This window comes from Sorangium sp. So ce362 (assembly GCF_051519845.1).
In the GTDB taxonomy this organism is placed as follows: domain Bacteria; phylum Myxococcota_A; class Polyangia; order Polyangiales; family Polyangiaceae; genus Sorangium.
In genome coordinates this window covers 3,525,869-3,548,490 of the sequence record NZ_CP150332.1, presented here as the reverse complement: position 1 = coordinate 3,548,490, position 22,622 = coordinate 3,525,869, and the positions used below count along the sequence as shown (strand labels likewise).

23 protein-coding genes are annotated in these 22,622 nt (G+C 72.1%); 11 read left to right on the top strand and 12 right to left on the bottom strand.

Going from position 1 to position 22,622, the window contains the following annotated elements; translation table 11 throughout:
* Positions 1–5: 5 nt before the first annotated feature.
* The 6 genes from WMF17_RS14060 to WMF17_RS14035 all read right to left on the bottom strand — a co-directional run bounded on the left by WMF17_RS14060 (position 6) and on the right by WMF17_RS14035 (position 8,119).
* The gene (locus tag WMF17_RS14060; protein ID WP_437602554.1) at positions 6–968 is read right to left on the bottom strand and encodes a macrolide 2'-phosphotransferase; all 963 of its coding nucleotides are present in this window, start codon (positions 966–968) and stop codon (positions 6–8) included.
* A gap of 287 nt (positions 969–1,255) precedes the next feature.
* The gene (locus tag WMF17_RS14055; protein WP_437649929.1) at positions 1,256–2,416 is read right to left on the bottom strand and encodes a DTW domain-containing protein; all 1,161 of its coding nucleotides are present in this window, start codon (positions 2,414–2,416) and stop codon (positions 1,256–1,258) included.
* A 2-nt stretch (positions 2,417–2,418) separates the two neighbouring features.
* Positions 2,419–3,411, bottom strand: a complete 993-nt coding sequence (gene meaB / locus WMF17_RS14050) for a methylmalonyl Co-A mutase-associated GTPase MeaB (RefSeq protein ID WP_437649927.1) — start codon at positions 3,409–3,411, stop codon at positions 2,419–2,421.
* Position 3,412: 1 nt separating this feature from the next.
* Complete coding sequence (gene scpA / locus WMF17_RS14045; RefSeq protein ID WP_437649925.1) at positions 3,413–6,061, bottom strand: methylmalonyl-CoA mutase; 2,649 nt, start codon at positions 6,059–6,061, stop codon at positions 3,413–3,415.
* Positions 6,054–6,506 (bottom strand): VOC family protein, encoded by a 453-nt coding sequence (locus WMF17_RS14040; RefSeq protein WP_437602550.1) that lies wholly within the window; start codon positions 6,504–6,506, stop codon positions 6,054–6,056. Before WMF17_RS14040 ends, scpA begins: the two co-directional genes overlap by 8 nt.
* 113 nt (positions 6,507–6,619) lie before the next feature.
* On the bottom strand, positions 6,620–8,119 hold the full coding sequence (locus WMF17_RS14035) for a M14 family metallopeptidase (protein WP_437649923.1): 1,500 nt from the start codon (positions 8,117–8,119) through the stop codon (positions 6,620–6,622).
* Positions 8,120–8,266: 147 nt separating this feature from the next.
* On the opposite strand from WMF17_RS14035, the gene WMF17_RS14030 reads away from it, so the two are divergent.
* The 4 genes from WMF17_RS14030 (at position 8,267) to WMF17_RS14015 (ending at position 11,260) form a co-directional block, all read left to right on the top strand.
* Positions 8,267–8,899 carry a rhomboid family intramembrane serine protease gene (locus tag WMF17_RS14030; protein WP_437602548.1) on the top strand — a complete coding sequence of 211 codons (633 nt, stop codon included), beginning with the start codon at positions 8,267–8,269 and terminating at the stop codon, positions 8,897–8,899.
* On the top strand, positions 8,896–9,591 hold the full coding sequence (locus WMF17_RS14025; RefSeq protein WP_437649921.1) for a uracil-DNA glycosylase family protein: 696 nt from the start codon (positions 8,896–8,898) through the stop codon (positions 9,589–9,591). The genes WMF17_RS14030 and WMF17_RS14025 overlap by 4 nt, the downstream gene beginning before the upstream one ends.
* A 355-nt stretch (positions 9,592–9,946) precedes the next feature.
* Complete coding sequence (locus WMF17_RS14020; protein ID WP_437602546.1) at positions 9,947–10,279, top strand: hypothetical protein; 333 nt, start codon at positions 9,947–9,949, stop codon at positions 10,277–10,279.
* 171 nt (positions 10,280–10,450) lie between these two features.
* Complete coding sequence (locus tag WMF17_RS14015; protein ID WP_437602545.1) at positions 10,451–11,260, top strand: class I SAM-dependent methyltransferase; 810 nt, start codon at positions 10,451–10,453, stop codon at positions 11,258–11,260.
* A gap of 293 nt (positions 11,261–11,553) precedes the next feature.
* Here the strand turns inward: WMF17_RS14015 and WMF17_RS14010 are convergent, their stop codons facing one another.
* On the bottom strand, positions 11,554–12,087 hold the full coding sequence (locus tag WMF17_RS14010) for an LEA type 2 family protein (protein ID WP_437602544.1): 534 nt from the start codon (positions 12,085–12,087) through the stop codon (positions 11,554–11,556).
* A 10-nt stretch (positions 12,088–12,097) separates the two neighbouring features.
* The gene (locus WMF17_RS14005) at positions 12,098–12,802 is read right to left on the bottom strand and encodes a hypothetical protein (protein WP_437649919.1); all 705 of its coding nucleotides are present in this window, start codon (positions 12,800–12,802) and stop codon (positions 12,098–12,100) included.
* Position 12,803: 1 nt separating this feature from the next.
* Between WMF17_RS14005 and WMF17_RS14000 the strand changes: the two genes are divergently transcribed.
* The 5 genes from WMF17_RS14000 (at position 12,804) to WMF17_RS13980 (ending at position 15,892) form a co-directional block, all read left to right on the top strand.
* Positions 12,804–13,097 (top strand): hypothetical protein, encoded by a 294-nt coding sequence (locus tag WMF17_RS14000; protein ID WP_437649917.1) that lies wholly within the window; start codon positions 12,804–12,806, stop codon positions 13,095–13,097.
* 120 nt (positions 13,098–13,217) lie between these two features.
* Positions 13,218–13,907, top strand: a complete 690-nt coding sequence (locus tag WMF17_RS13995) for an alpha/beta hydrolase family protein (protein WP_437649916.1) — start codon at positions 13,218–13,220, stop codon at positions 13,905–13,907.
* A 177-nt stretch (positions 13,908–14,084) separates the two neighbouring features.
* Complete coding sequence (locus WMF17_RS13990) at positions 14,085–14,558, top strand: protein kinase domain-containing protein (protein WP_437602540.1); 474 nt, start codon at positions 14,085–14,087, stop codon at positions 14,556–14,558.
* A 267-nt stretch (positions 14,559–14,825) separates the two neighbouring features.
* Positions 14,826–15,104: a hypothetical protein gene (locus tag WMF17_RS13985; protein ID WP_437649914.1), complete on the top strand. Its 279-nt coding sequence runs from the start codon at positions 14,826–14,828 to the stop codon at positions 15,102–15,104.
* Positions 15,104–15,892 (top strand): hypothetical protein, encoded by a 789-nt coding sequence (locus WMF17_RS13980; protein WP_437649912.1) that lies wholly within the window; start codon positions 15,104–15,106, stop codon positions 15,890–15,892. Before WMF17_RS13985 ends, WMF17_RS13980 begins: the two co-directional genes overlap by 1 nt.
* Before the next feature lie 43 nt (positions 15,893–15,935).
* Here the strand turns inward: WMF17_RS13980 and WMF17_RS13975 are convergent, their stop codons facing one another.
* The 3 genes from WMF17_RS13975 to WMF17_RS13965 form a co-directional block, all read right to left on the bottom strand.
* Positions 15,936–16,544, bottom strand: a complete 609-nt coding sequence (locus WMF17_RS13975; protein ID WP_437602537.1) for a nuclear transport factor 2 family protein — start codon at positions 16,542–16,544, stop codon at positions 15,936–15,938.
* Positions 16,545–16,909: 365 nt separating this feature from the next.
* Positions 16,910–18,034, bottom strand: a complete 1,125-nt coding sequence (locus tag WMF17_RS13970) for an STAS domain-containing protein (protein WP_437602536.1) — start codon at positions 18,032–18,034, stop codon at positions 16,910–16,912.
* A gap of 525 nt (positions 18,035–18,559) precedes the next feature.
* Positions 18,560–19,594, bottom strand: a complete 1,035-nt coding sequence (locus tag WMF17_RS13965) for a zinc-dependent alcohol dehydrogenase (protein ID WP_437602535.1) — start codon at positions 19,592–19,594, stop codon at positions 18,560–18,562.
* A gap of 234 nt (positions 19,595–19,828) precedes the next feature.
* Here WMF17_RS13965 and WMF17_RS13960 point away from each other — a divergent pair, with 234 nt between their 5' ends.
* The gene (locus WMF17_RS13960; protein WP_437649910.1) at positions 19,829–21,346 is read left to right on the top strand and encodes a xylulokinase; all 1,518 of its coding nucleotides are present in this window, start codon (positions 19,829–19,831) and stop codon (positions 21,344–21,346) included.
* A gap of 67 nt (positions 21,347–21,413) precedes the next feature.
* On the opposite strand, the gene WMF17_RS13955 is transcribed toward WMF17_RS13960, so the two are convergent.
* Entirely contained in the window at positions 21,414–21,578 is a 165-nt protein-coding gene (locus WMF17_RS13955; protein WP_437649908.1) for a carotenoid oxygenase family protein, read from the bottom strand.
* 93 nt (positions 21,579–21,671) lie between these two features.
* Between WMF17_RS13955 and WMF17_RS13950 the strand changes: the two genes are divergently transcribed.
* Positions 21,672–22,283 carry an SDR family NAD(P)-dependent oxidoreductase gene (locus WMF17_RS13950; RefSeq protein ID WP_437649906.1) on the top strand — a complete coding sequence of 204 codons (612 nt, stop codon included), beginning with the start codon at positions 21,672–21,674 and terminating at the stop codon, positions 22,281–22,283.
* Positions 22,284–22,622: the final 339 nt, after the last annotated feature.

The window sequence follows — 22,622 nt, the reverse complement described above, 5'->3', positions numbered from 1 at the left end:
GCCGCTCACCCGCTCTCGGACGCGAGCTGGTCGAGCATCGAGCGCGCGTACGCGATCACGCCCTCGTTGCCCGACTCGATCCCCCATTTCGCCGCGAGCGCGGGCCACGCCGCCCAGCGCTCGGCGGCGTGGGCCGCGAAGCCGGGCCATGTCGTGCCGCCGGCCTCCTCGAAGCGCGCGATGCACGCGTCCAGCGCGGCCTTGCTGAAGGCGCCGGCGAAGAGCGCGAAGTCGACCGAGGGATCGCCGAGGTGGGCCTCGGTCCAGTCGAGGATCCCGGTGAGCCGGCCGCCCTCGTCGAGGAGCATGTGCCCGGGGTGGAGGTCGCCGTGCACGAGGGCGAGGTGGCGCGGCCACACCGCGTCGTTCGCGAGCCAGCGCTGCCACCGCGCCCACAGGACGTCCGGCGGCGCCAGCGCGGCGCGCGTCTCGTCCATGGCCCGGGCGTGGAGCTGGCGCACGTCATCGATGGACTTCGCGGGGACGCCCGCCGCCTCGATCGCCGCCGCGCTCACGCGCTGCAGCGCCGCCAGGGCCTCTGCCATCGACGCGATGAACGCCGCCGAGGGCGCCGCCGGATCGACGCGGGTCCAGCGCACACCCGCCTCGGGATCCACCGAGACCGCGGGGACGTCGCCGAGCCGTGGATAGGCGATCACCTGGTCGGTGTGCACGCGCCAGTCGGGCACGGCGACCGGCAGGTGCTTGCGCACGAGGGCCAGCACGCGCGCCTCGACGCGGGCCGACTCGACGACCGCGCGCCGGCGCGGCGTGCGCACGACCCACGGCACGCCCTCCTCGTCGTGGGCGTGCACGACGAGGAAGTCGAGCCCGGTCTGGTCGAGGTCGGCGTGCGACGTGACGAGCCGGAGCCCCTCGCGGCGCGCCGCATCGAGGAGCGCGCCGACGGAGTCGATCGGCGCGAAGGAGGAAGGAGCCGGAGACGGGGTGCTTGTACGTTCGGTCATGATCGCGAGCCTCTTCGCGCGCCGTCGAGCCAGGCGACGGCGCGCGTGCATGGGGAAGACTCGCGGCGCGAGCTCACGACCGTTCAGGCGTGCGTGGCGTGTTCCTTCCAGGCTGCCGGGCGTGAGGCTCCGCGCCCCGGTCTTCCATGTTGCGGGGGGATCCCAGGAAGACAGGGCACGGACAGGCACCCGCGCGCTCGCCACGTCGCTCCGGCCGCGCCGGGGCTAGAGGGAGGACGAGGATGCCGAGCTCAGCGCAGCCGGGAGAATGCCACGGCCGGAGCATCTCATGCAGGGCGTGGCGCCGCAACGCCCTCGTCCCGCGCGAGGTCGAAGAGCCGCGCGAGGACGACCTCGAGCCACCCCACCGTGCGCCCGCACCGCCCGCTGCCCCGCGCCGCCGGCTCCCCGGCCTGGAGCGCCCGCGCCCCGTTGGCGATGCCGCCGGGCCGCCGTCGCAGGTGCCGCGCGCAGAGGTCGCGCAGGTCGAGGAACGGCGCGCGCCCGAGGCCCTCCTGCGCGAGCAGGTCCACCGTGAAGGCGCCCCAGGTGGCCAGCACGCCGCCGTGGCCGACGAAGGCGCGGAGCCGCGCCACGGCCGCGCCCGCGTCCTCGCCGTCGCGCAGGCGGGCCTCGGGCACCTCGAGCTGGTGCGCGACGCTCTCGCCCAGCGGGCGACGCGGGCGGAGGAACGCCTCGAAGCGCTCGCCCGACGCGCGGCAGGCCACGAGGTGCACGAGCTCGGTCCTGGGCTCGGCCGCGCCGGCGGCTGCCGGCCACCCGGCGTTGGCGCCGCCATCGACGAGCACGACCCTCGCCGGATCGGCGAGGTAGGGGCGCAGCGGCGAGAGCGGCGGGGCGGCCTGCGCGCGCCGCCGCCGCGGGGCGTCGCTCTTCGCCTGGTGCTCGATCTGCCGGTCGACCATGAACTCGAAGGCCCGCAGCATCGCGTCGAAGCGCGCGGGCTCGCCCTCGAGCGCGCCGAGCGCGCTGGCCACCGCCTCGACCGTGGCGAGGCACTCGGGGCGCGGCTCCTTGCGAATGCGGTAGTTGCCCGGGGCCCGGGGCGTCACGCCGATGCGGCGCACCGCGGCCAGGCGGGGGTTCAGCGCGAGCATCTTCCTCGCCTGCCACCACGTGCCGTCGACCACGATGAGCGAGCGCACCGGCGCCCCGTCCGCCGGGTGCGCGTCGCCCCCGGGATAGAGCACGGCCGTCGTCGGATCGGCGGCGAGGGCGGCGATCCGGGGGTCCTCCTCGAAGACCACCCCCTCGTGCAGCTCGGAGTTGGGCAGCGACAGGTGGGTCATGCGCGCCGTGCCGATGCCCACCCGCCGCTCGCGCGGGTGCTGGAGGAGCACGACCCGCGTCCTCGTCGGCAAGGAGGGCAGGAGCGCGCAGTAACAGACGGAACCGGGGCGCCGGCAGCGCCAGCAGACGTCGCGCATCGTCAGCCCTCTCCGGCCGGATCCCAGGCCGCCAGCAGCTGCCGCGCGGCCCGCAGCGGGCTGAGCGCGCCGGCCTCGACGAGGCCCTCCAGCCCGGGCATCCGCTCGCGCACGGCGGCGCTGCGCAGGAACGTCTCGCGCAGGTGCCCCTCGATGAGCTCGACGAGCCAGCGGCGCGCCTGCGCGGCCCGGCGGCGCGAGAGCCAGCCGCTCGCCTGCATGTGCGCGCGGTGGCGCAGCACGAGCTCCCACGCCTCGCGGACGCCGCGGTTCTCCTGGGCCGAGCAGACGGAGACCACGGGCGGAAAGCCGTGAGGCGCCGGCGGGAACAGGTGCAAGGCGCTCTCATAATCGCGGCGCGATCGCGCGGCCCGGCCTTCGTTCCCGCCGTCGGCCTTGTTGATGATCACGAGATCGACGAGCTCCATGATGCCCCGCTTCATGCCTTGCAGCTCGTCGCCGGCCCCGGGGAGCAGGAGGAGCAGAAAGCAATCCGTCATGTCGGCGACCGCGACCTCGGATTGCCCGACACCGACCGTCTCGACCAGGATGTTGCGGTAGCCGGCCGCCTCGCAGAGAACGATGGCCTGGCGCGTGGCCCGCGCCACGCCGCCGAGCGAGCCGCCCGACGGCGACGGGCGGATGAAGGCCCGCGGATCGCTGGCCAGGCGCGGCATCCGGGTCTTGTCGCCGAGGATGCTCCCGCCGTGGACAGGGCTCGTGGGGTCGACCGCGAGCACCGCGACCGTCTCCTGCCGCTCGCGCACGAGGTGCACGCCGAGGGCGTCGACGAACGTGCTCTTGCCGGCGCCGGGCACGCCGGTGATGCCGAGTCGCGCGGCGCCGCCGCCGTGAGGCAAGCAGAGCTCCAGGACCTCCTCGGCGAGCTCCTGATGGCGGGGGAGCGCGCTCTCGGCCAGCGTGATGGCGCGCGCGAGCGCCGCGCGGTCGCCCGCGAGGAGGCCGTCGACGAGCTGTCTCGGACCCGGCTTCAACCTAGCGAGCCTCCTGCGAGGAGAGCCTGTCCATGAGCGTACGGACGATCCGCGCCGCGGCGTCGGGGATGACCGTCCCTGGCCCGAAGACGCCGGCGACGCCGCGCTCCTCGAGATAACGGTAATCCTGCGGCGGGATCACCCCGCCCGCCACGACAAGGATGTCCCCGCGGCCGGCCGCCCCGAGCGCGTCGATCAGCTGGGGCACCAGGGTCTTGTGGCCGCCCGCGAGGGAGGAGATGCCGACCACGTGGACGTCGTTCTCGACGGCGTGCCGGGCCACCTCCTCCGGCGTCTGGAAGAGGGGGCCGATATCGACGTCGAACCCGAGATCCGCGAAGGCGGTGGCGATCACCTTCATGCCCCGGTCGTGCCCGTCCTGACCCATCTTGGCGACGAGGATGCGCGGGCGGCGGCCCTCGAGGGCGGCGAACTCGCGGACGAGCGCCTCCACCTCGCGACCCGCGCCCGCCTCACGGATCTCGGCGCCGTAAACGCCGCTGACGGTGCGGACAGGCGCCTCGTAGCGGCCGAAGACGCGCTCCAGCGCGCCCGAGATCTCGCCGAGCGTCGCGCGGCGGCGCGCGGCAGAGGCGGCGAGCGCGAGCAGGTTCCCCTCGCCCGTCGCGGCGCAGCGGGTGAGCGCGGCGAGCGACTCGCCCACCGCGGCCTCCGCGCGGGCGGCCTTCACCGCGACCAGCCGCGCGACCTGCGTCTCGCGCACCGCGGTGTTGTCCACCTCGCGGAGCTCGAGCGGCGCCTCCCTCTCCAGCCTGTACGCGTTGACGCCGACGATGATGTCGCGGCCCGCGTCGATGCGGGCCTGCTTGCGGGCCGCCGCCTCCTCGATGCGCAGCTTGGGCAGGCCGTTCTCGATGGCCTTGACCATGCCGCCCAGCGACTCCACCTCCTGGATGAACCGCCACGCGCTCCGCGAAAGCCGCTCCGTGAGGCGCTCGACGTGGTGAGAGCCGCCCCACGGGTCGATGACGCGGCAGACATCGGTCTCCCTCTGCAAGAAGAGCTGCGTGTCGCGCGCGACCTTGGCCGAGAAGTCCGAGGGGAGCGCCAGCGCCTCGTCCAGGGCGTTCGTGTGGAGCGACTGGGTGCCGCCGAGCACGGCCGCGAGCGCCTCGATGGCCGTGCGGGTGATGTTGTTGAACGGGTCCTGCTCGGTGAGGCTCCAGCCCGACGTCTGGCAGTGAGTCCGCAGCGCCATCGATCTCGGGTTCTTCGGGTGGAACCCCTTCACGATCTTCGCCCACAGCAGCCGCGCCGCCCGCAGCTTGGCGATCTCGGTGAAATGGTCCATGCCGATCCCGAAGAAGAACGAGAATCGACCGGCAAAATCATCGATATCCATGCCCGACGCGATGCCGGTGCGCAGGTACTCGAGGCCGTCGGCGAGCGTGTAGGCGAGCTCCAGCTCGGCGGTCGCGCCCGCCTCCTGCATGTGATAGCCGCTGATGCTGATCGAGTTGAACCTCGGCGTCTTCTCGGCCGTATAGCGGAAGATGTCGGCGACGATCCGCATCGACGGCGCCGGCGGGTAGATATACGTGTTCCGGACCATGAACTCCTTGAGGATGTCGTTCTGGATGGTTCCGGAGAGGAGCTCGGGCCGCGCGCCCTGCTCCTCGGCGGCGACGATGTAGAACGCCATGACGGGGAGCACGGCGCCGTTCATGGTCATCGACACGCTCATCCTGTCGAGCGGTATCTGGTCGAAGAGGATCTTCATGTCCTCCACGGTGTCGATGGCCACGCCGGCCTTCCCCACGTCGCCGACCACGCGCGGGTGGTCCGAGTCGTAGCCGCGGTGGGTCGCGAGGTCGAAGGCGACCGAGAGCCCCGTCTGCCCGGCGGCCAGGTTGCGCCGGTAGAACGCGTTCGACTCCTCGGCCGTGGAGTACCCGGCGTACTGGCGGAGGGTCCACGGGCGGACCACGTACATGCTGGTATACGGCCCGCGCAGGAACGGCGGAATGCCGGAGGAGAAGCCGAGGTGCTCGGGAGGCGCGGTGTCCTGCGGGGCCGCGGCCGGCGCGGGGAGATCCACGGTGTCATCGAGCTGCCGCATCGCCGCCCGGGCGAAGCTCTGCGAGAGCTGCTCGATGTACCAGCAGCCCGCGGCGGGGCTGCCCTCGGCCTCGAAGCGGGCCTCCTCGCGGAGGATGACCCGGGCGTTGCCGAGCAGGCGCTCGGGCGGGGTGATCACGACGTCGTCCGCGCCGCCGGCGACGGCCGCCATCATCGCCACGATGCCGCGGAGGAGGTTCTTGTGCTGCTCGTCGCCGGGCACGGCGGCCGACGGGATGACGGCGGTGAGGGTGGCGCCCGGCCGCAGGCGCGCGGCGAGGAGGCGCGCGGCGCGGAGGCGGGCGATCTCGAAGAAGTAGCTGCAGCCGAGCGTGAAGCGCAGCTCCGGCGCGCCGCTCCGGAGCTCGGCGACGAGCGACGCAACGAGCGGTCCGCCCTCGGCCGCGGGGAGCGGGGGGCTGTCCGGCCCGAAGATCGGCGGCACGAGGAGCCCCTCGGCGCTCGCCCAGGAGAGATCGTCCGCGGTCTTGCCCTTGAGATCCCGCTGGAGCGCCTGCTTCCAGGTCTCCAGCGCGACCGGCGCGAACTCGGCGAAGAGCCTGTCATCCATGAGCCTGCACGACCTCGATGAGGTGACCGAACGGCGCGTCTTCGCGCGACTTCGGGTGCATGAAGAAGATCGTTGTGCCCCGGGAGCCGGGCCGGGGCGCCGCGTCGATGATGCGGAAGCCCCGCGCCTTGAGCTCGTCGAAGGCGGCCTGAACGTCGCCGACCCGGTAGGCGACGTGGGCGAAGCCCCCGCGTCCACCGTTCTTGTCGATGAGCTTCTGGACGGGAGACTCGGGAGAGAGGGGCTCGAGGAGCTGGATGTGGTTGTCGCTGTCGCCGACGCGCAGCATCACCTCGCGGACCTGATCCGTGCCCCGGACCTCCTCCCGGTGCACCTCGCGAAAGCCGAGCAGCTCGTAGGCCGTCACCTGCGCGTCGAGCTGCCCGGCGGGCACCGCCATGGCGATGTGGTCGATGAACAGAAAGCCGGGAATCTGGTCCTTCATCGCTCTCCTTCAGGTCAGCTTCAGGTCAGCGAGCAGCATCGAGCAGCGAGGCGTGGAGCGGATCGCCGCCTCGTGAAAAAGCAGAACGCCGGAGAAATGCCAAGCCTCCGGGCTCATCGGACCCGCCAGGCCGGGTGCTCGTCCCCGACGGCGGGCGCCTCGACGAGGCCGTTCTCGACCGCCCCGTCGTCGCTCTCGGGCTCGCACAGGTACACGGCGATCGCGCCGAGCGGCTGCTCGGTGTCGACCCGGGACCAGCCCTCGGGGGCCCGCCGGGCCTCCTCGCGCCACTGCACGGCCACCTCGCCGACCCGGGCCGCCTCCAGGATCGCGCGGCCGCCCTCGGCGCCGAGCGACGCCACCCGCGCCACCTCGACGTCGTGGACGCCCTCGGCCAGCTCGACGCGGAGGCCGTGCCGGCGCAGGGCCTCGGCGAGCGCCGGCGGCACGAGGTAGGCCCGCGGCCGGTCCACCACGGTGGTCCCGACGAAGCGCGCGTGGTGCGGGATCCGCACGGTGACGGGCTCGCCGTCGAACGCCCGCGGGCTGCGCGTGAGGATGTCGATCGGGGTCCCTGTCGGCTCGAGGCGGTACCGGACCGCGACGCGCTCCGGCGGCCGCGCGCTCGCGGCCACGACCTCGCGGATGGCGCCGTCGTGCGCGGCGACCCAGGAGAGGGCCTCGATCTGCCACGCCGAGGCGGTCTGGACGCGCTCCTCGAACGGGAGGTAGCTATAACACTCGAGCAGCAGGTCGAGCCGACCCGTGAGCCCGCGGTAGTTGGAGCCGAACCGCGGATGGTGCGGGTACGTCATCCAGCCGAGGCCGACGGGCGCCGTCGGATCGACGTCGCCGCCCGCGTCGATCACGCGCTCGTCCTCGACGAAGTTGCCGTACCAGCCGCTCTCGAAGCCGCGCTTCCGGACCGCCGCCATCACGTCGGGGACCAGGCGATCGCGCATCATCGCGATCGGCTCGGCGCGGCCGGACTCGTGGGTGTGGGGCACGTCGACCGTCATGTGGAACCGGTGCACCGAGCCGTTTGTCGCGTGGTTGTCGATCGTGAGATCGGGCGCCCACGGGATGCACACGCGCTCCTGGAGCAGGCGCATCTCGGGCGCGGCCTGGCGGAGGTAGTCGCGGTTCAGGTTGATGCCCTGGCTCTGCGTGCGGGTGCCCACGACGGGGCCGGGCTGGCCGGCGAGCTTCTTCAGGTCGAGGCGGCGGTTCCGCGGGTCCAGCGCGTCGTTGCCGTCCGGGTTGAACAGCGGCGCGACGAGGAGCACGAGCGTGTCGAGCCAGTCGGGGTGCCGGCCGTCGAGCAGGTCGCGGACGAGCGCGAGGCTGGCCTCCTTGCCCTCCACCTCGCCGGGATGGATCCCGTCGAGCATCAGCACCACGGGGCGTCCGGCGCGGCGGGCCTCGGCCGGGGAACGCACGCCGTCCTTCGACAGCACGAGCAGCGGCAGCTCCCGTCCGCCCGGGCTGGTCCCGAAGGTCGTCACGGAGAGGCGCGGGTCGTTGCGGGCTTCCAGCGAGCGGACGAACCGCATCACGTCGGCGTGCAGGGAGGTCTCGCGGAATCCGGTGGCTTCGGCGCGGGTGAGCAGCATGACGCCCGATCTCTACCCCGCCGTTCGCCGGACGGGGCAGCTATCGGCGCCGAGGACGCGCCTCGCGGGAAGACCACGCGCGCGTGACGGTTTCAGGAGCTACGCTCGAGGGGTGGGCCCCTCTCCAGCGGCCCGGCGAGGACAAGCATGAGCACAAGCGAAACCAAGACGATCACCCGTGAGCTCAAGCAGCATGCGGCGCTGCTCGGAGGCCTCGTCGCGCTCCTCTGGGCCATCGAGATCCTCGACTTTCTGATGTTCCGCGGATCGCTCGATGCCCTGGGGATCCGCCCTCGCACGATCCAGGGCCTCCTCGGGATTGCGCTCGCGCCATGGCTGCACGGCGGCTTCGCCCACCTCGCGGCGAACACGGTCCCGTTCGTCGCGCTCGGCTGGCTCATCCTGCTCCGCAGGACGAGCGACCTCGTCCTCGTGACGCTCCTCTCGGCGCTCGTGGGCGGCCTCGGCGTCTGGCTCATCGGGTCGAGCAGCTCGGTGCATATCGGCGCGAGCGGCGTCATCTTCGGCTATTTCGGCTTCCTGCTCCTCCGCGGCTGGTTCGAGCGGAGCGTCCTCTCGATCGCGCTTTCGCTGGTGGTCGGCTTCGTCTACGGCGGGATGCTCTGGGGCGTGCTCCCGACGCAGGTCGGCATCTCCTGGGAGGGCCATCTCTTCGGCTTCCTCGGCGGCGTGCTCGCGGCGCGCCTCCTCGGGGGGCGCCTGCGCGCGCAGGCCGCGCAGGCCCCCGGCGCCGGAGGGCGCTTGATGTCGGCGCGATGAGGGGCCCCGCGATCCGTCTTCCCGTCCTGAGCTCGGAGGAGAGGCTTGCGGCGCTGCATCGCGAGCTCGAGGCGTGCCGTGCCTGCCCGAAGATGATCGGCCCGGTCGTCCATGGTCCGGCCGTCCCGAGCCGGATCCTGCTCATCGGCCAGGCGCCCGGCCCGCGCGAGGGCAGCTTCGGCCGCCCGTTCGCGTGGACCGCGGGCCGCACCCTGTTCCGCTGGTTCGAGGCGGCGCTCGGCGTGCGCGAGGACGAGCTCCGGCGGCGCGTCTACATGTCGGCCGTCGCTCGCTGCTTCCCCGGCAAGGCGAAGGGCGGCGGCGACCGGAAGCCCGATCCCGAGGAGATCCTGCGCTGCCGGACGCACCTCGAGCGGGAGGTGGGGATCCTGGAGCCGAGGCTGATCCTGCCGGTGGGCGGCCTGGCGGTGGAGCAGGTGCTCGGCCACCGAGGGCCGCTCGCGGGCGTGATCGGCGAGGCGCGCCGGGCTCGCTTTCACGGCGTCGAGGCCGACGTCATCTGCCTGCCGCACCCGAGCGGCGCGTCGACCTGGCACAAGACCGAGCCGGGGATCTCGCTCCTCGGCCGCGCGCTCCGCCTCATCGCGGAGCACCCGGAGGCCGTGCGCGCGTTCGCCGGCGCCTCACCCGCCGCTCCCGCGGCGGCTGACGAGCCCCCGAATTCGCGCTGAGAGGCACCTCCCGACGAAGCCGGCGGACACCTCGTCGATGGGGGTCAGGTCGACGGGACAGGAGGCGCGCCGAGCGCACGGAAGGCCTGGCAGCTCCCTCGGGGGTACGCCGTGTTCCGTGCGCCACGCTCGACACGCCGCGGTGGCGACGCTCCCGCAGAACGGATTGTCATTTTGGCAGGATGCGCCATTGTACATGCGGCCGACGTGTCCACTTTGGCAGAACGGCGCCAAAACCCCCGCGACCCATGCGGTGGATCCAGCAGATGGCTGCTGGCACGACGCTCGCATTCACAGGAGATGTCGCAGAGACGCTGGCGGCGAGCGGACGCTCGCGAACGAGGCAGGTAGCACGATGTTGAAGATCCTCCGGAAGTTGAATGAAGGCAGCCTCCTCCAGCGCACCATGATGCATATCGCGGTGTTCGTCGCCGGATCGGCGAGCGTCGTCGGGCTGACCAGCGTGCTGCTCGTGTCGACCGCGAAGGCCGTGCTGCCGCCGCACGACGCGACCGAGGCCGGCGCCGACAAGACGGAGGACAAGACGGATGAGGCGCAGGACGCGGACTCGGTTGCTGCTCCGAGCTCGCCGGAGGCGGCCGCGGGCACCGCCGGCGCGAGGGGCGGGTCGAAGGCGCTGGCGCAGGCGCGTGTGGCGAAGCGGCGCGAGAGCGCGCCCGCGCGGTGACACCCGCGCGGTCGCGGGCGTTCCAGGGAGCGTCACGATGTCGGTGAGCGCCCTGTTCCATACAGCATCTCTGCCGTAGGTCTCTTCTCCTCTTCCTTCTCGATATCCTGCGACTGTCGCCGGGCGGTGCCGGCTGGATCTGCTCGGCGCGCACGTGGTAGCACGTGGCCCATGACCCAGCCCACGAGCCCCCTCGCCATCCCCGTCGCCTGGGACATGGTCGCCGAGGACTATGCGGTCGATCTCGTCCCGCATTTCGAGAAGTACGCCGCCGACGCCCTCCGTCTGGCCGGCATCGGGCCGGGCGCCCGCGTGCTCGACGTGGCGGCCGGGCCAGGTACCCTGTCCCTCCTCGCCGCCGGGGAGGCGCGCGTGACCGCCATCGACTTCTCCCCGGCGATGGTCGAGCGGCTGCGCGAGCGCGCCGCGCGCGCGGGGCTCGCGGTGGACGCCCGCGTCGGTGACGGCATGGCGCTGCCGTTCGAGGACGGCTCCTTCGACGCCGCCTTCTCGATGTTCGGGCTGATGTTCTTCCCGGAACGCGACCGCGGCTTCCGCGAGCTCTTCCGGGTGCTCTGCCCCGGCGGCCGGGCCGTCGTCGGGAGCTGGGCGCTGATGGACAGGACGCCGATCCTGGAGGAGCTCTTCGCGGCGCTCCGCGCCGAGCTGCCCGGGCTGCCCTTCGGCGACGGCAAGGCGCCGCTCGGAGACCTGGGCGAGTTCCGCGCCGAGATGGAGGCCGCGGGGTTTCGCGACGTCTCGGTGCGCGAGGTCGAGCACGCGCTGGAAGCGACCTCGACCGAGGAGCTCTGGCGCTCGATGCGCCGGAGCAACGCGCCGCTCGTGCTCCTGCGGGACAAGCTCGGCGCGGCGCGCTGGGACGAGCTCGGCGAGGCGATCCTCGCCCGGCTACAGGCGCGGTTCGGCGACGGTCCTCAGCGCCTCGCCATGGTCGCCAACCTGGGCGCCGGCACGCGTTAGCACCGCATCGCCCAGCGCACCAACGCTCCTCGTCACGACGAAGGGGCGTGCTTCTTGTCCCCTTGCGGGGCCCACGGCGCCACTGCGGCGCTGTTCGATCCGACGTCAACCCCTGCTGTCGGGTCGCCCCCGGCGGCCCCAGCAGCCCGTGCGAGGCGCGCCGCGGGCGTTCTTCGCGAGGCGCGCCGCCGCCGCCGGACAGCGGCGAAGTGGACTGACGTCCTCCAGGAGAGCGTGTCTTGCGGGCAGGAGAGCGTGTCGTGCGGGTCTCGTCGCCCGGCGCGCCGCGGAGCCTATCGCAGGATGCCGAGGGCGGCCTCGATCTGCTGGCGGGAGACGACGCCGTGGTCGTCGACCGAGTAATCGTCTGCCTCGAGCCGGAAGGTGCGCGTGGCCGTGACGTCCGCGCGGCCGCTGAAGCGGTACGGGATGACGGGCGAGGAGAACGACTCGCGGACCAGCTGGAAGCCGAGATCGACGGGGAGGTTGACGGGGACGCGGACCTGGGTCGTGCGGTCGGAGGGGAGCCAGACCCCGTCGCCGCTGGCGCGGAAGTCGACCGGCATCGTGTAGCGGCCGGCGAGCACGACCTGACCGCGGACCGCGCGCACGGCGACGTCGTACGAGTTCGGGTTGTGGACGTTGACGACCACGGTCATCAGGACGCCGAGGCTCGGCGGGAAGGCGATGCGGATGCCGGTGATCTCGGCGTGATCGAGCTGCATCGTCGGCTTGCTGACGCAGGCGGGACCGGCGATCGCCGCCAGCGCTGCGAGCGCGAGCGCGGGCAGGCGGCGCAGGGGGTTCATCTTCCGGAGGCTCGGCACGGGCGAGAGCTTAGCCGCGCAGGGGCGCGCCGTCACCTCGCAGCGTGGCGGCGCGCGAGGCGCCGGCGCGGGGGTCAGGACGAATGCCCGGCGGGAGCGGCGGTGATGGCGTCGTGCGCCTCCTCGCGCGTCCCGGTGCGGACAAGGACGAGCCCTGTCCGCAGCGTCGGCAGGTCGCGCATGGCTTCGACGGCGGAGCGCAGCAACGGCGGCATGGGGCCGAAGCGAGCTTCGTACAGCGCGATGGCGCCCTGCGCGATCCCCTGCGTGCGCGCTGCTCGATGAACTGCTCGACGAGCGCCTGGGTGGTCATCACGAACTCCGCTTCCTCCGGCTTCCTCCGGCGTCGCCGGCCCGCGCTTGGCGACCTCCGCGCGGAAGCGTAGCAGACGACCGAGCGCGACAGCCCGCTCCGGCGCATCCTCCGCAACCGGCTGAAATCGTCGATCGCCTCTCGCAGCACACGCCCACCGCCCATCAGCCGGATCAGCACGGTCGAGCGCACGCGGGGCAGTTCGGCGAGCACGACGACGGCGGTCAGCAGCAGGCGCGGGCCTTCGTACACGCCCGCGGGCCAGCCGGCCATCGCCTCTGAACGCAGGCCGTCGAGCGCGGCCGTGGGGCGGCCAGTCGACAAGTTCCACAGGAACGGGGGCTCTGCCGCGCGATCGCGGGCCACGCAGAAGACCAACACATCGCGGGAGATCTGCTCCACGATGACCTCGGCCCACAGGGAGTTCTGCCTGGTGCTCCACGGCCACAGCCACACCGGCTGGTTCGGCAAGGAGCAATGGCCGGAGCGGCACGAGGACTGGACGATCCGGATCGCCGCGGCGCCGTCGCTCTCGAGCCGCGAGGTGCAGGAGCACAACGGGTACAACGAGCTCGAGATCGCGCGCGACGGCGTGGGCGGCGAGGTCAGCTATCAGATCCACGTGCGGCGCATGGTGAGAGAGCGCGCGACCTGGATGCGGCGGGCGTCGATGGGTCCGTTCGCGCCGGGGAAATAGCGCCGTGACGAGACGCCGATCTCCGCATCTCCCGAGAGCGCGGACATGTAGAATCGGCAAGCAGAGCCGCGCGCGAGCGACGCCTCGACATGGGCCCCTCCACCATGGCATGAGGGCTCCATGCCCGAGCGAGCGCTCTCGATCCCCATCGCAGGCGGCAACGCGGTCTCGGGCGTGCTCCACGCGCCCGCTGCGCGCGCGAAGCGCTCCGGCGTGGCCGTGGTGCTGGGCCACGGGGCCGGCGGCGACATGCACGCGCCGCTCCTTGTCGACGTCGCCAGGGGGCTCAACGACCGCGGGCACACCGTGCTGCGCTTCAACTTCCCGTACAAGGAGCTCGGCCGCAAGGCGCCCGACAGGCCGGAGAAGCTCGAGAGCGCCTACGAGGCGGCCATCGCGCGGCTACGGGAGGAGAAGCCGGATCGGCTGGTGATCGGCGGCAAATCCATGGGCGGGCGGATCGCCTCGCTCCTCGCGGCGCGGGCCGTCCCCTGCGACGGGCTCGTGTTCCTCGGCTACCCGCTGCACCCCGCGGGCAAGCGCGCCCCGCTCCGCGATGAGCACCTCTCGACCATCGAGGCGCCGATGCTCTTCCTCCAGGGCACCCGCGATCCGCTGTGCCAGCTCGATCTCCTCCGGCCGGTGCTGAAGCGCCTCGGCAGGCGCGCGAGCCTGCATGTGGTGGAGGGCGGCGACCATTCGCTCGAGCTCCTGAAATCTGCGGGCCGGACGGGGGACAGCGTGCTCGCCGAGATCCTCGCCGCCGTCGACGCCTGGGTCGTGAAGCAGGCCTCTGGCAAGAAGCCATGACCACGGATGGAGGACGCTGGCGGCCCTCGCGTCCGCCCCCCTGTTCACGCTCGCTCTCGTCCAGCGCGCGCGCCGCGTGACCGCGATTCAGACAGGGAGGGAGCCGATGCGGTGGAATTACCAAAACCTCTGACCGTAGCATATTGGACGCTCCTTCGCCACCATGCCCGGTTCATCGTGTTCACCCCCGACGAGTACCCGATTGCCCCCGGAGACGTGCTCCTCGGCAAGTACCGCGTGGAGAACGTCCTCGGACGGGGCGCGATGGGGCTCGTCGTCGCTGCGCGCCACCTCGCGCTCGACGATCGCGTCGCGATCAAGGTGCTCCTGCCGAAGTACGTGCAAGACGCAGAGGTCCTCCAGCGCTTTCTGAGAGAAGGGCGCGCCGCCGTGCGCATTCGCAGCCCGCACGTCGTGCGCGTCACCGACGTCGGCACGCTGGAGAACGGCGCGCCGTACATGGTGATGGACCACCTCGAGGGGAAGGACCTCGCCGCCGTGCTCGCGGAGAGCGGATATCTCCAGGTGCCCCTGGCCATCGAGCGTTCGTCGCGCAGGAGCTCGCGCAGCTCGTCTACCTGGTCACGCAGGGTGAGCCGCAGCGTCTGCGCGCGCTGCGCCCGGACGTCCCGGAGCCGCTGGAGCGGGTGATCCTCGCGGCGATCGCGCGGGATCGCGATCGCCGTTTCCAGACCATCGCGGACCTCGCGCTCGCGCTTGCGCCCTTCGCCCCGCCTCACCTGCGAGCGACCGCCGAGCGCGTCTTCGGCGCGCTGCGCGGCGCGCTCCCGGTCGCGGCCCCGCCGGGCGGCGCTCCCCTCGCGGCCTCGACGGCCGGGGCGGCGATCTCCGCGGCGACCATGCCCCTCGACGGGGGAGCGCTCACCATCGCGCCGCTCGGCACGAGGCGCGGGGATCGTGGCCGTCGGCGTCGCGACGGCGCTCGGCTTCGCGGCCAAATCGAGGTTCGATGAGTCGAGCGCGTTCTGCAACGGCGACCGCTGCGATCGGCGCGGCATGGACATCCGCGACAGCGCCGTGGCGCGCGCGAACGTCGCGACGGTGGTCTTCGGCGTCGGCCTCGCGGCCATCGCCGGCGGCGGCGTGCTCTGGCCGACCGCGAAGAGCCCGACGAAGGGCGCGTCGGTCGGGCTGACGCCCACGGTGGGCGGCGCGCTCGTGCAAGGCAGCTTCTGATGCGTCTCCAGGCGCTCATCGTCGGCCTCTGCGCGTCGATGGTCGCGGCCGGATGCGGTCTCGTCCTCGGCATCTCATCCGGCGAGTACGACCCCGATCCGTTCGACCTCGATGGGGGCGCCAGGGGGGCCGGAGGCGCCGCGGGGGCCGCCGGCGCATCGGACGCCGGCGCATCGGACGCCGGGGCCGAGCCGCCTCCCTGCACGGCGCTCCTGGATGACCTGGAGGACGGCGACAGCGCGATCCTCCGGTGTGAGGGCCGCGTCGGCAGCTGGTACACGTACAACGACGGCACCCGGAGCGGCACGCAAACGCCGCTACCCGGCCGCCCGTTCGTGCCGGTATCGCCCGGGCACGACCCGAGCAACTACGCCGCCCACGTCGCCGGAAGCGGCTTCGTCTCGAGGGGGGCCGGGATGGGATTTGACCTGAACCTCACCCCAGGGGGAGCGAAGTCGAGCTACGACGCTTCCGCCTACGCGGGCCTGACCTTCTGGGCCAAGGCGGCAGCGCCGACCCACATTTACGTGAACTTCCCCGACCGCAACACCGATCGCGAAGGCGGCGTGTGCGAGGGCTCGGGCTGCGGCGACCACTTCGGCGAGGGGCTCGACCTCACGACCGAGTGGGCGCAGTACACGGTCATGTTCTCCGCTCTCAGCCCGGACGGCTGGGGCGTGCCGGCGCCCTCCGCGCTCGACGCCGCGCACGTCGACTCGGTGGAGTTCCACACGGCGAAGTCGACCGTGTTCGCTCTGCTCGTCGACGACATCGCCTTCGTCCCGTGACCGCCGGCGGCGCGCGGCGGCCACGGGCGCTCGCGGCGCGCGCTCAGGGAGGCGGCGAGTCGACGCGCATGAACGAGAGGGTGCGGAACGTGCGCTTGCTGAGCTTCCAGCCCGAGGGCGTCCGGACCGCCTCGTTCTCGTACGTGCCGTACGCGATATGGGCGCTGCTGACCGGGTCGTAGACGTGCGTCGCGATCAGGTAGGAGGTGATCTTCGCCTGCTGGCCGCCGGGGAGGATGTCGATACGAACGTTGCTGATCAGGTGCTGCGTGCCCACATAACCGGAGTCAGCGAACAGGACGTCGATGAGATCGGCCCAGGCCTCGGCGCTGGGCACCGAGATCACCGGCGGATCGCCCGGCGCGGCGCCGGCCTCCCAGATCACGACGGGGGCGTCCGGCGCGAAGCACTTCGCGTAGATCTGCTTGCCCGTCGCCAGATCACCGCGACCGATCGCGTCGGTCCCGGCCGCATAGCAGTACTCGAGCTGCTCGATCTCCTGCAGCGCCTTGAGCTCTGGGAGACCGTTCGGGGGCGTGCCCTCCGCGGGCGTCGCGACCGACACGATGGCAGCGCCCGCCAGCGCGAGCGTGGAGGCCACCGGCAGGACACGACGCAGAAAGCTGCTGAAACGACCGCCGTTCGTGCTCATAGATCTCACCTCTTTCGCTGGGCGCGCGCACGTCGCCAAGGAACAATGATATTATATAAATGTCTTAACAAATCGAGTCAAGCACAGTTCATCACGAATGCTCGTGACTCGGGCGCCAGGGTTTCTTGTCATATGTTCCTATCGCACATTCGACATCGGCGCCCTGCCGGTTCAGGCGCACGTGCGGGATCATCGCCTGTGCGGCGCTGGCCGGCGACGTCGACGCACGCTGCCAGACCGCGCGGTCGCGCAGGCGCGCAGGCGCGCGTCCCCCGCGCGGGGGGCGCAGGCGCGCGTCTCACGCGGGGACGCAGGCGGGAGAGCTCGCGCCGGGCGGCCGGCGACGGTGAGCCGCGCTACCTGACCTAGCGGCCCATCCTTCGAATGCAGTGCTCGAGACCCTGCCGCAGCGTCGAGCGCGTCTCGATCGACGAGAGATCCACGCCGAGCCCGACGAGGGTCTGGGCGATCGCCGGGTGGATCCCTGTGATGATCCCCTCGGCGCCGAGGAGCCTGATGGCCGAGGAGAGCTTCAAGAGGTGGTTCGCCGTCTCGGTGTCCATCGCCTCGATCCCGGTGAGATCGAGGATGGCATAGCGCGCCTGCGTCCGGACGACCTCGCGGAGGACGCCCTCCATCACGTCGGCCGCGCGCGTGGTGTCGAACATGCCCACGAGGGGCAGCGTGAGCACGCGGTCCCACACCTGGAGGATCGGCGTCGACAGCGCGCGGATGACCTGCTGCTGCCGCTCGATGAGCTGGAGCTTCCCGCGGAGCTCCTGCTCGGTGCGCTTCGAGGCCGTGATGTCGAGGGTGACCCCCGCGACGTGGGTGACGTCACCGCGCTCGTTCTGGATGGGCAGATACCAGGACTCCCAGTGAACGCCGTCGATCTCGACCACGAAGTAGGACATCGTGCCCTCGAGCGCCTTGCGCACCATCACCAAGCCCTCTACCGGGTAGAGCTCGAAGATGTCGAGACCGACGAACTGCCCCGGCTTGAGCCCGGCGGCTCCGAGCCCCTTCCCCTCGTGGAGGACGAAGACCCCTCGCTCGTCGATCGCCCACAGGCAGATGGGGAGGTGGTCGTTGATCGCGTTGAGGAGCTTGAGCTGTATTTCGTGCTTGATCCGCTCCTCGGCGTCGCGGAGCGTTCCATACACCTCTTCCTTCTCGGGCACCCATCGCGCGGTGCACTGGAAGTACCTGAATGAGCCATCCGCCGTCTTCAGCCTCAGATCGACGGCCATGGGCTCGGCCGCGGCGCGGAGGCGCTCCCACGCCTCGTCGAACGAGCGCCTGTCGTCCTGGTGGACCAGCGGGGCGAGCCCCGCTCGCGAGGACGCATCGAGGAGCTCGGCGCTCATCGCGCTCGTGAGCGCGCGGCTGCTACGGAGGAGCGCCCCGCCCTCGCTGGCGATGAACACCAGATCCGTACAGTTCAGGAAAAAGTCGTCAAGCGTGCTGGTGGTGCTGTCGGGCTGCGCCATGTCCAGCTTGACACACTACATCGATCACGCTGTCGATGTCGAGGATCCGTGTCGAGGAGTGAGGCCCCGGCCTCTCGCCCCTGGAGAGCTTTCGCCCGCTCGCCCGCTGCGCTGCGGCCACACGCAGCAGCGAGCACGTCCGCCTCGCTCCCAGGCGCGCGTCGATCGCCGTCTCCGGTGTGTTGCCGTACACATGGCAGGATCCTTTGGTCCCGGGGGCGCTGACATCGAGCGAGCGGACAGCGCGCGCCAGGGTGCGACAACGGCACACGCTATCTCTCTGTCACCGGCTCGTGCCCGCAGGTTCCGCAGGTCGTGGAGCGAAGACAGGCACACGACAGCTGTGCAGCCTTCCGCGTCATCCTGGGCGACCGAGGGCGGCGTCCACCGGACAGGCGTTTGCTCGGCCGAAACCGGCGTGCAGTCGTCCGCGCGCGCTCGAGCAAACGCTCTGTCTGGGCGAGATCCCTCGGGCTGTCGAGCGAAGGCGGCCCCCTCGATGCGTGGAGTTGCCGTCGATCTGGATCAGAACGGCGCGTCCCCGTCCTCCGGGACGATGATCGACTTCAGCGCTCCGTCCTGGCAGTCCGCCTGCAGGCGGAAGCCCTGTTCGGCGTTCGACAGGTCAAAGCGGTGGGTGACGATGGAATCGACGTCCACCGCCCCCTCGGCGACCAGGCGGATCGCCCGCGGGTACACATGCCCCATGCGCCGGGAGAACTTGACCTTCAGCCCCTTGCGACGGCACAGCGCCGCCGGCAGCGAATAGCGATCGCCGTCGGGGATGCCCGCCAGCAGGATCCGCCCGCCGATGCGCGCGGACTCGGCCGCGTGGTGGAAGCCATCGGGCGAGTTCGTCGCCTCGAGGACGAGATCGACGCCCCGGCCGCCCGTCCACGCCGCGACGGCCTCGAACGTGGGCGCCGCGTCGTGCGCGCCCAGCCGGCGCGCGGCCTCCGCCCTGTAGGCGACGGGATCGACGGCGAAGACGCGGTCGGCGCCCGAGCGGCGCGCGAGCTGGACCAGGCACAGGCCGATCGGCCCGCAGCCCAGCACCACCACCGTCTCCTGCAGGCGGGGCCGCGCCAGGTCCATGGCGTGGACCGCGACGCCCAGCGGCTCCAGCATCACGGCCCGGCGCACCGAGAAGCCGCGCGGAACCGGCACGACCTGGTCGGGATGCACCACCACCCGTTCCGCCATGCCGCCATGGAGCGGCGGCGCGCCCAGGAACTCCACGAAGGGGCAGAGGTTCACGTGACCTCGCTGGCACCACTCGCAGCGCCCGCAGGCGTGCGCGGGGTCGACGGCGACGAGCTGCCCCCTGGACAGGCCCAGCTCCGGGGTGTCCTGGAGGACCCAGCCGGCGAGCTCGTGCCCCGGCACGAAGGCGTGGTGGATCCTCGCCGAGCCGATCCCGCCCTCCAGGTAATAGTGCAGGTCGCTGCCGCAGATCCCGCAGCCCGCGACCTGGATTGTCACCATGCCCTCGCGCGGCTGCGGCGGTTCGACCTCGCCGAGCCGGACGTCGCGGATCCCGTGAATGAACGTTGCGCGCACAGCTTCACTCTCCCTTTCGCGATCCCGCCGGTACCCGACCGCGCCGAGGCGGACAATTGTGCCGGCGCGGCTCCGCATGTAATCTGCCTCGGTGATCGATTGTCAACACACGTTCCGGGTTGCTGATGGCCTGAGCGCGGGAGAGCGCTGATGACGGCGGTGCGGCTGACCGGGTTCGACGACCGCCGCGGCGCTCCGGCTGCGCGCGGCGGGGATTGAGGGGGCCGATTCGCCATGCGGGCCGACCTCGTCCTCGGAATCGACCTGAGCACCACCGCCGCCAAGGCGGCCGTCTTCGACGCCGGGGGGCGCTTGCAGGCCGCCGGCCGGGCGCCGCTCTCGCTGGAGCGTCCGGCGCCCGACCGGTTCGAGCAGGATCCCCGGGCGTGGTGGGGCGCCCTGTGCGCGGCGCTCGCGGAGGTCACCGCCGCGGTGGACCCGGGGCGCATCGCGGGGCTCGCCATCGCGCACCAGCGCGAGACCTTCGCCTGCCTCGGTCCTGACGGCGAGCCGCTCCGCCCCGCCATGCTGTGGCTGGACGGGCGTGCGCGGGGGCACCTCGGCTCCCTGGTCCGCCGCATCGGGGAAGGCCGGCTGAGGGCGCTGTCCGGAAAGGCCGCGGACTTCGGTCCGGCGCTGCCCAAGATCGCCTGGCTGGCCGAGGAGGAGCCGGAGATCCACCGCCGCACCGCCCTCTTCTGCGACGTGCAGGCCTATCTCGTGCAGTCCTTGACCGGGCGCGCCCGCACCAGCTGGGCGAGCGCCGACCCGCTCGCGCTCTTCGACATCGGCGCGCACCGCTGGTCGGACGAGCTCTGCGGCGCCGTCGGCATCACGCCCGACCGCCTGCCCGAGGTGTTTCCCCCCGGCGCGCTGCTCGGCGCGGTGTCGGCGGCCGCCGCGGCGGCCACCGGGCTGCGCGCGGGCACGCCGGTGCTGGCCGGCGGTGGCGATGGCCAGGTGGCCGGGCTCGGCGTCGATGCCCTGGATCCGCGGCGCGCTTACCTGAACCTCGGCACGGCCGTGGTCTTCGGCGTCTTCTGCCCGGAGCCGCGGCAGGACCCGGCGTGGCGCACAATGACCAGCGCCTCCGGCCGCGGCTACGTGCTGGAGAGCAGCCTGCGCAGCGGGGCCCTGCTCTCGGACTGGTTCCTGCGCCGCCTCCTGGGCGTCGATCCACGCGATGAGGCCGCAATGGGCGCGATCGAGGCGGAGGCGGCGTCGCTGCCGCCCGGCAGCGACGGCCTGCTGCTCTTGCCCTACTGGGAAGGCGCGATGAACCCCCACTGGGATCCCGACGCCCGCGGCGCGATCCTGGGCCTGACGGACGCGCACGGGCGCGGGCACGTCTACCGCGCGCTGATCGAGGGCGTGGCGCTGGAGCAGGCGCTGGTGCTCGATCGGATGCGCGGCGCGGCGGGGATCGAGGTCGCCGAGTTCGCCGCGGTCGGGGGCGTGGCCGCCAGCGACCTCTGGTGCGCCGTCATGGCCGACGCGACGGGCGTCGTCGTCGAGCGGTCCGAGACGGTCGAGGCGGCCTGCCTGGGCGCCGCCATGTGCGCGGCCGCCGGCGCCGGACTGGCCGGGAGCATCGAGGCGGCCGCGAAGGCGATGCGCGGGACCGCGACAGCGACCTTCCAGCCCGATCCCGGGCGCCGGCGGCGCTACGCGGCGCTGCTGGGGATCTACAGGGACATGTATCCCCAGCTCTCCGGGCTGATGCGCCGCCTGTCGGACTTCACCAGGGAGTAGGCGCGGCCCCTCCCGCTCTGCGCAGCCCCCGGCGTCTTTGTTGTTCGCCCGTCGACGAGTGACAGGATCAGCTGGCGGGAACCCAGGTTCCGTGAAAGCCGGCGGGCACGCGCGCCGGCAGCTCGATGATGGCCTGTGGCCTTCCGCCAAAGTTCGTCGCGTCCACGATGACTAGATTGCTGGACCGGCGCGAAAGCGCGGCTGTTGTAAGGCGATGACAAAGAGAGCCCATTGAACATTGTCTTGCTCCTCGGTCCGTGTGGCACGGCGTGACCGGTTGGTTAGCCGCTGCTCGGCTGACGTGCCGAGCTTCTTTAGCGATTGGATGAGCGCAGTGCGCTCGGCCTCCGCGAATGAAAGAGGCGCCAGATCGAGCGCTCGTAGCTCGGTCTGCGGCAGCGCAGCCCGCGCGCGGGCAGGGTCGCGGGAGCTCGATCTCGCGTCGCTCCGGTCGGTGCGTCGCTTCGCGCAGGAGCTCGCTGCCGAGGGCGCGCCGGTCCGCGCCCTCCTCTGCAATGCCGGCGTCCAGCTCGTGAGCGAGGCGAGCGCCACCGACGACGGCGTGGAGACCACCTTCGCCGTGAACCACCTCGGACATTTCCTGCTCGTCAACCTGCTCCTGCCCTGCTTCACGCCCGGAGGGCGCATCGTGATCGTCAGCAGCGACACGCACGATCCCGCGAAGGCGACCGGCATACCGGCCCCGTGGCTCGTCGATCCACTCCCGGGACACGACGACCGCCACGGGGCGACCCCGGCGCCTGAACCTCGAGAGCCCGAGACGCGTCCAGGCCCGGGGAGCAGGCACCGGACGATCGTGGAGCACCTCCGCTTCCATGGGCACGGCGCCCCCCAAGCTGGTGAAGGTGATGGCGCAGTCCGTCAGTGGCGGCTGACGGCCTCGACGGACCATCGTCGAACTCAGCACTGTTGCTGACGGTCGGCCTTCGCCCACCCGCAGCAGACTGCAACGTCAGGCAGACAGAGGCCGTAGTCGCCAGGCGTGACGAGCGCAGATATAGTCGCCGAGGCGCCGCCCGCTACCACCGCTGCCGAACGAGACGCCCGGTCCGGAGGGCGAAATCCTGGCGCGCCTGGGCCCCTACCGTTTCCTGTGTACTGTCGGCGCACTCGGAGAGGGAACACGGTGCCGGCGAGATCAAGACCAGCCTCGGGAGAAGCATCGCGCTACGTGTACAGCCCGACATGGGCGGCGCGGAGAAGCTTATCGGTAAGGGAAATCTGCCCGCCGGCCTCGACCCGGCGCGGTGCGTCC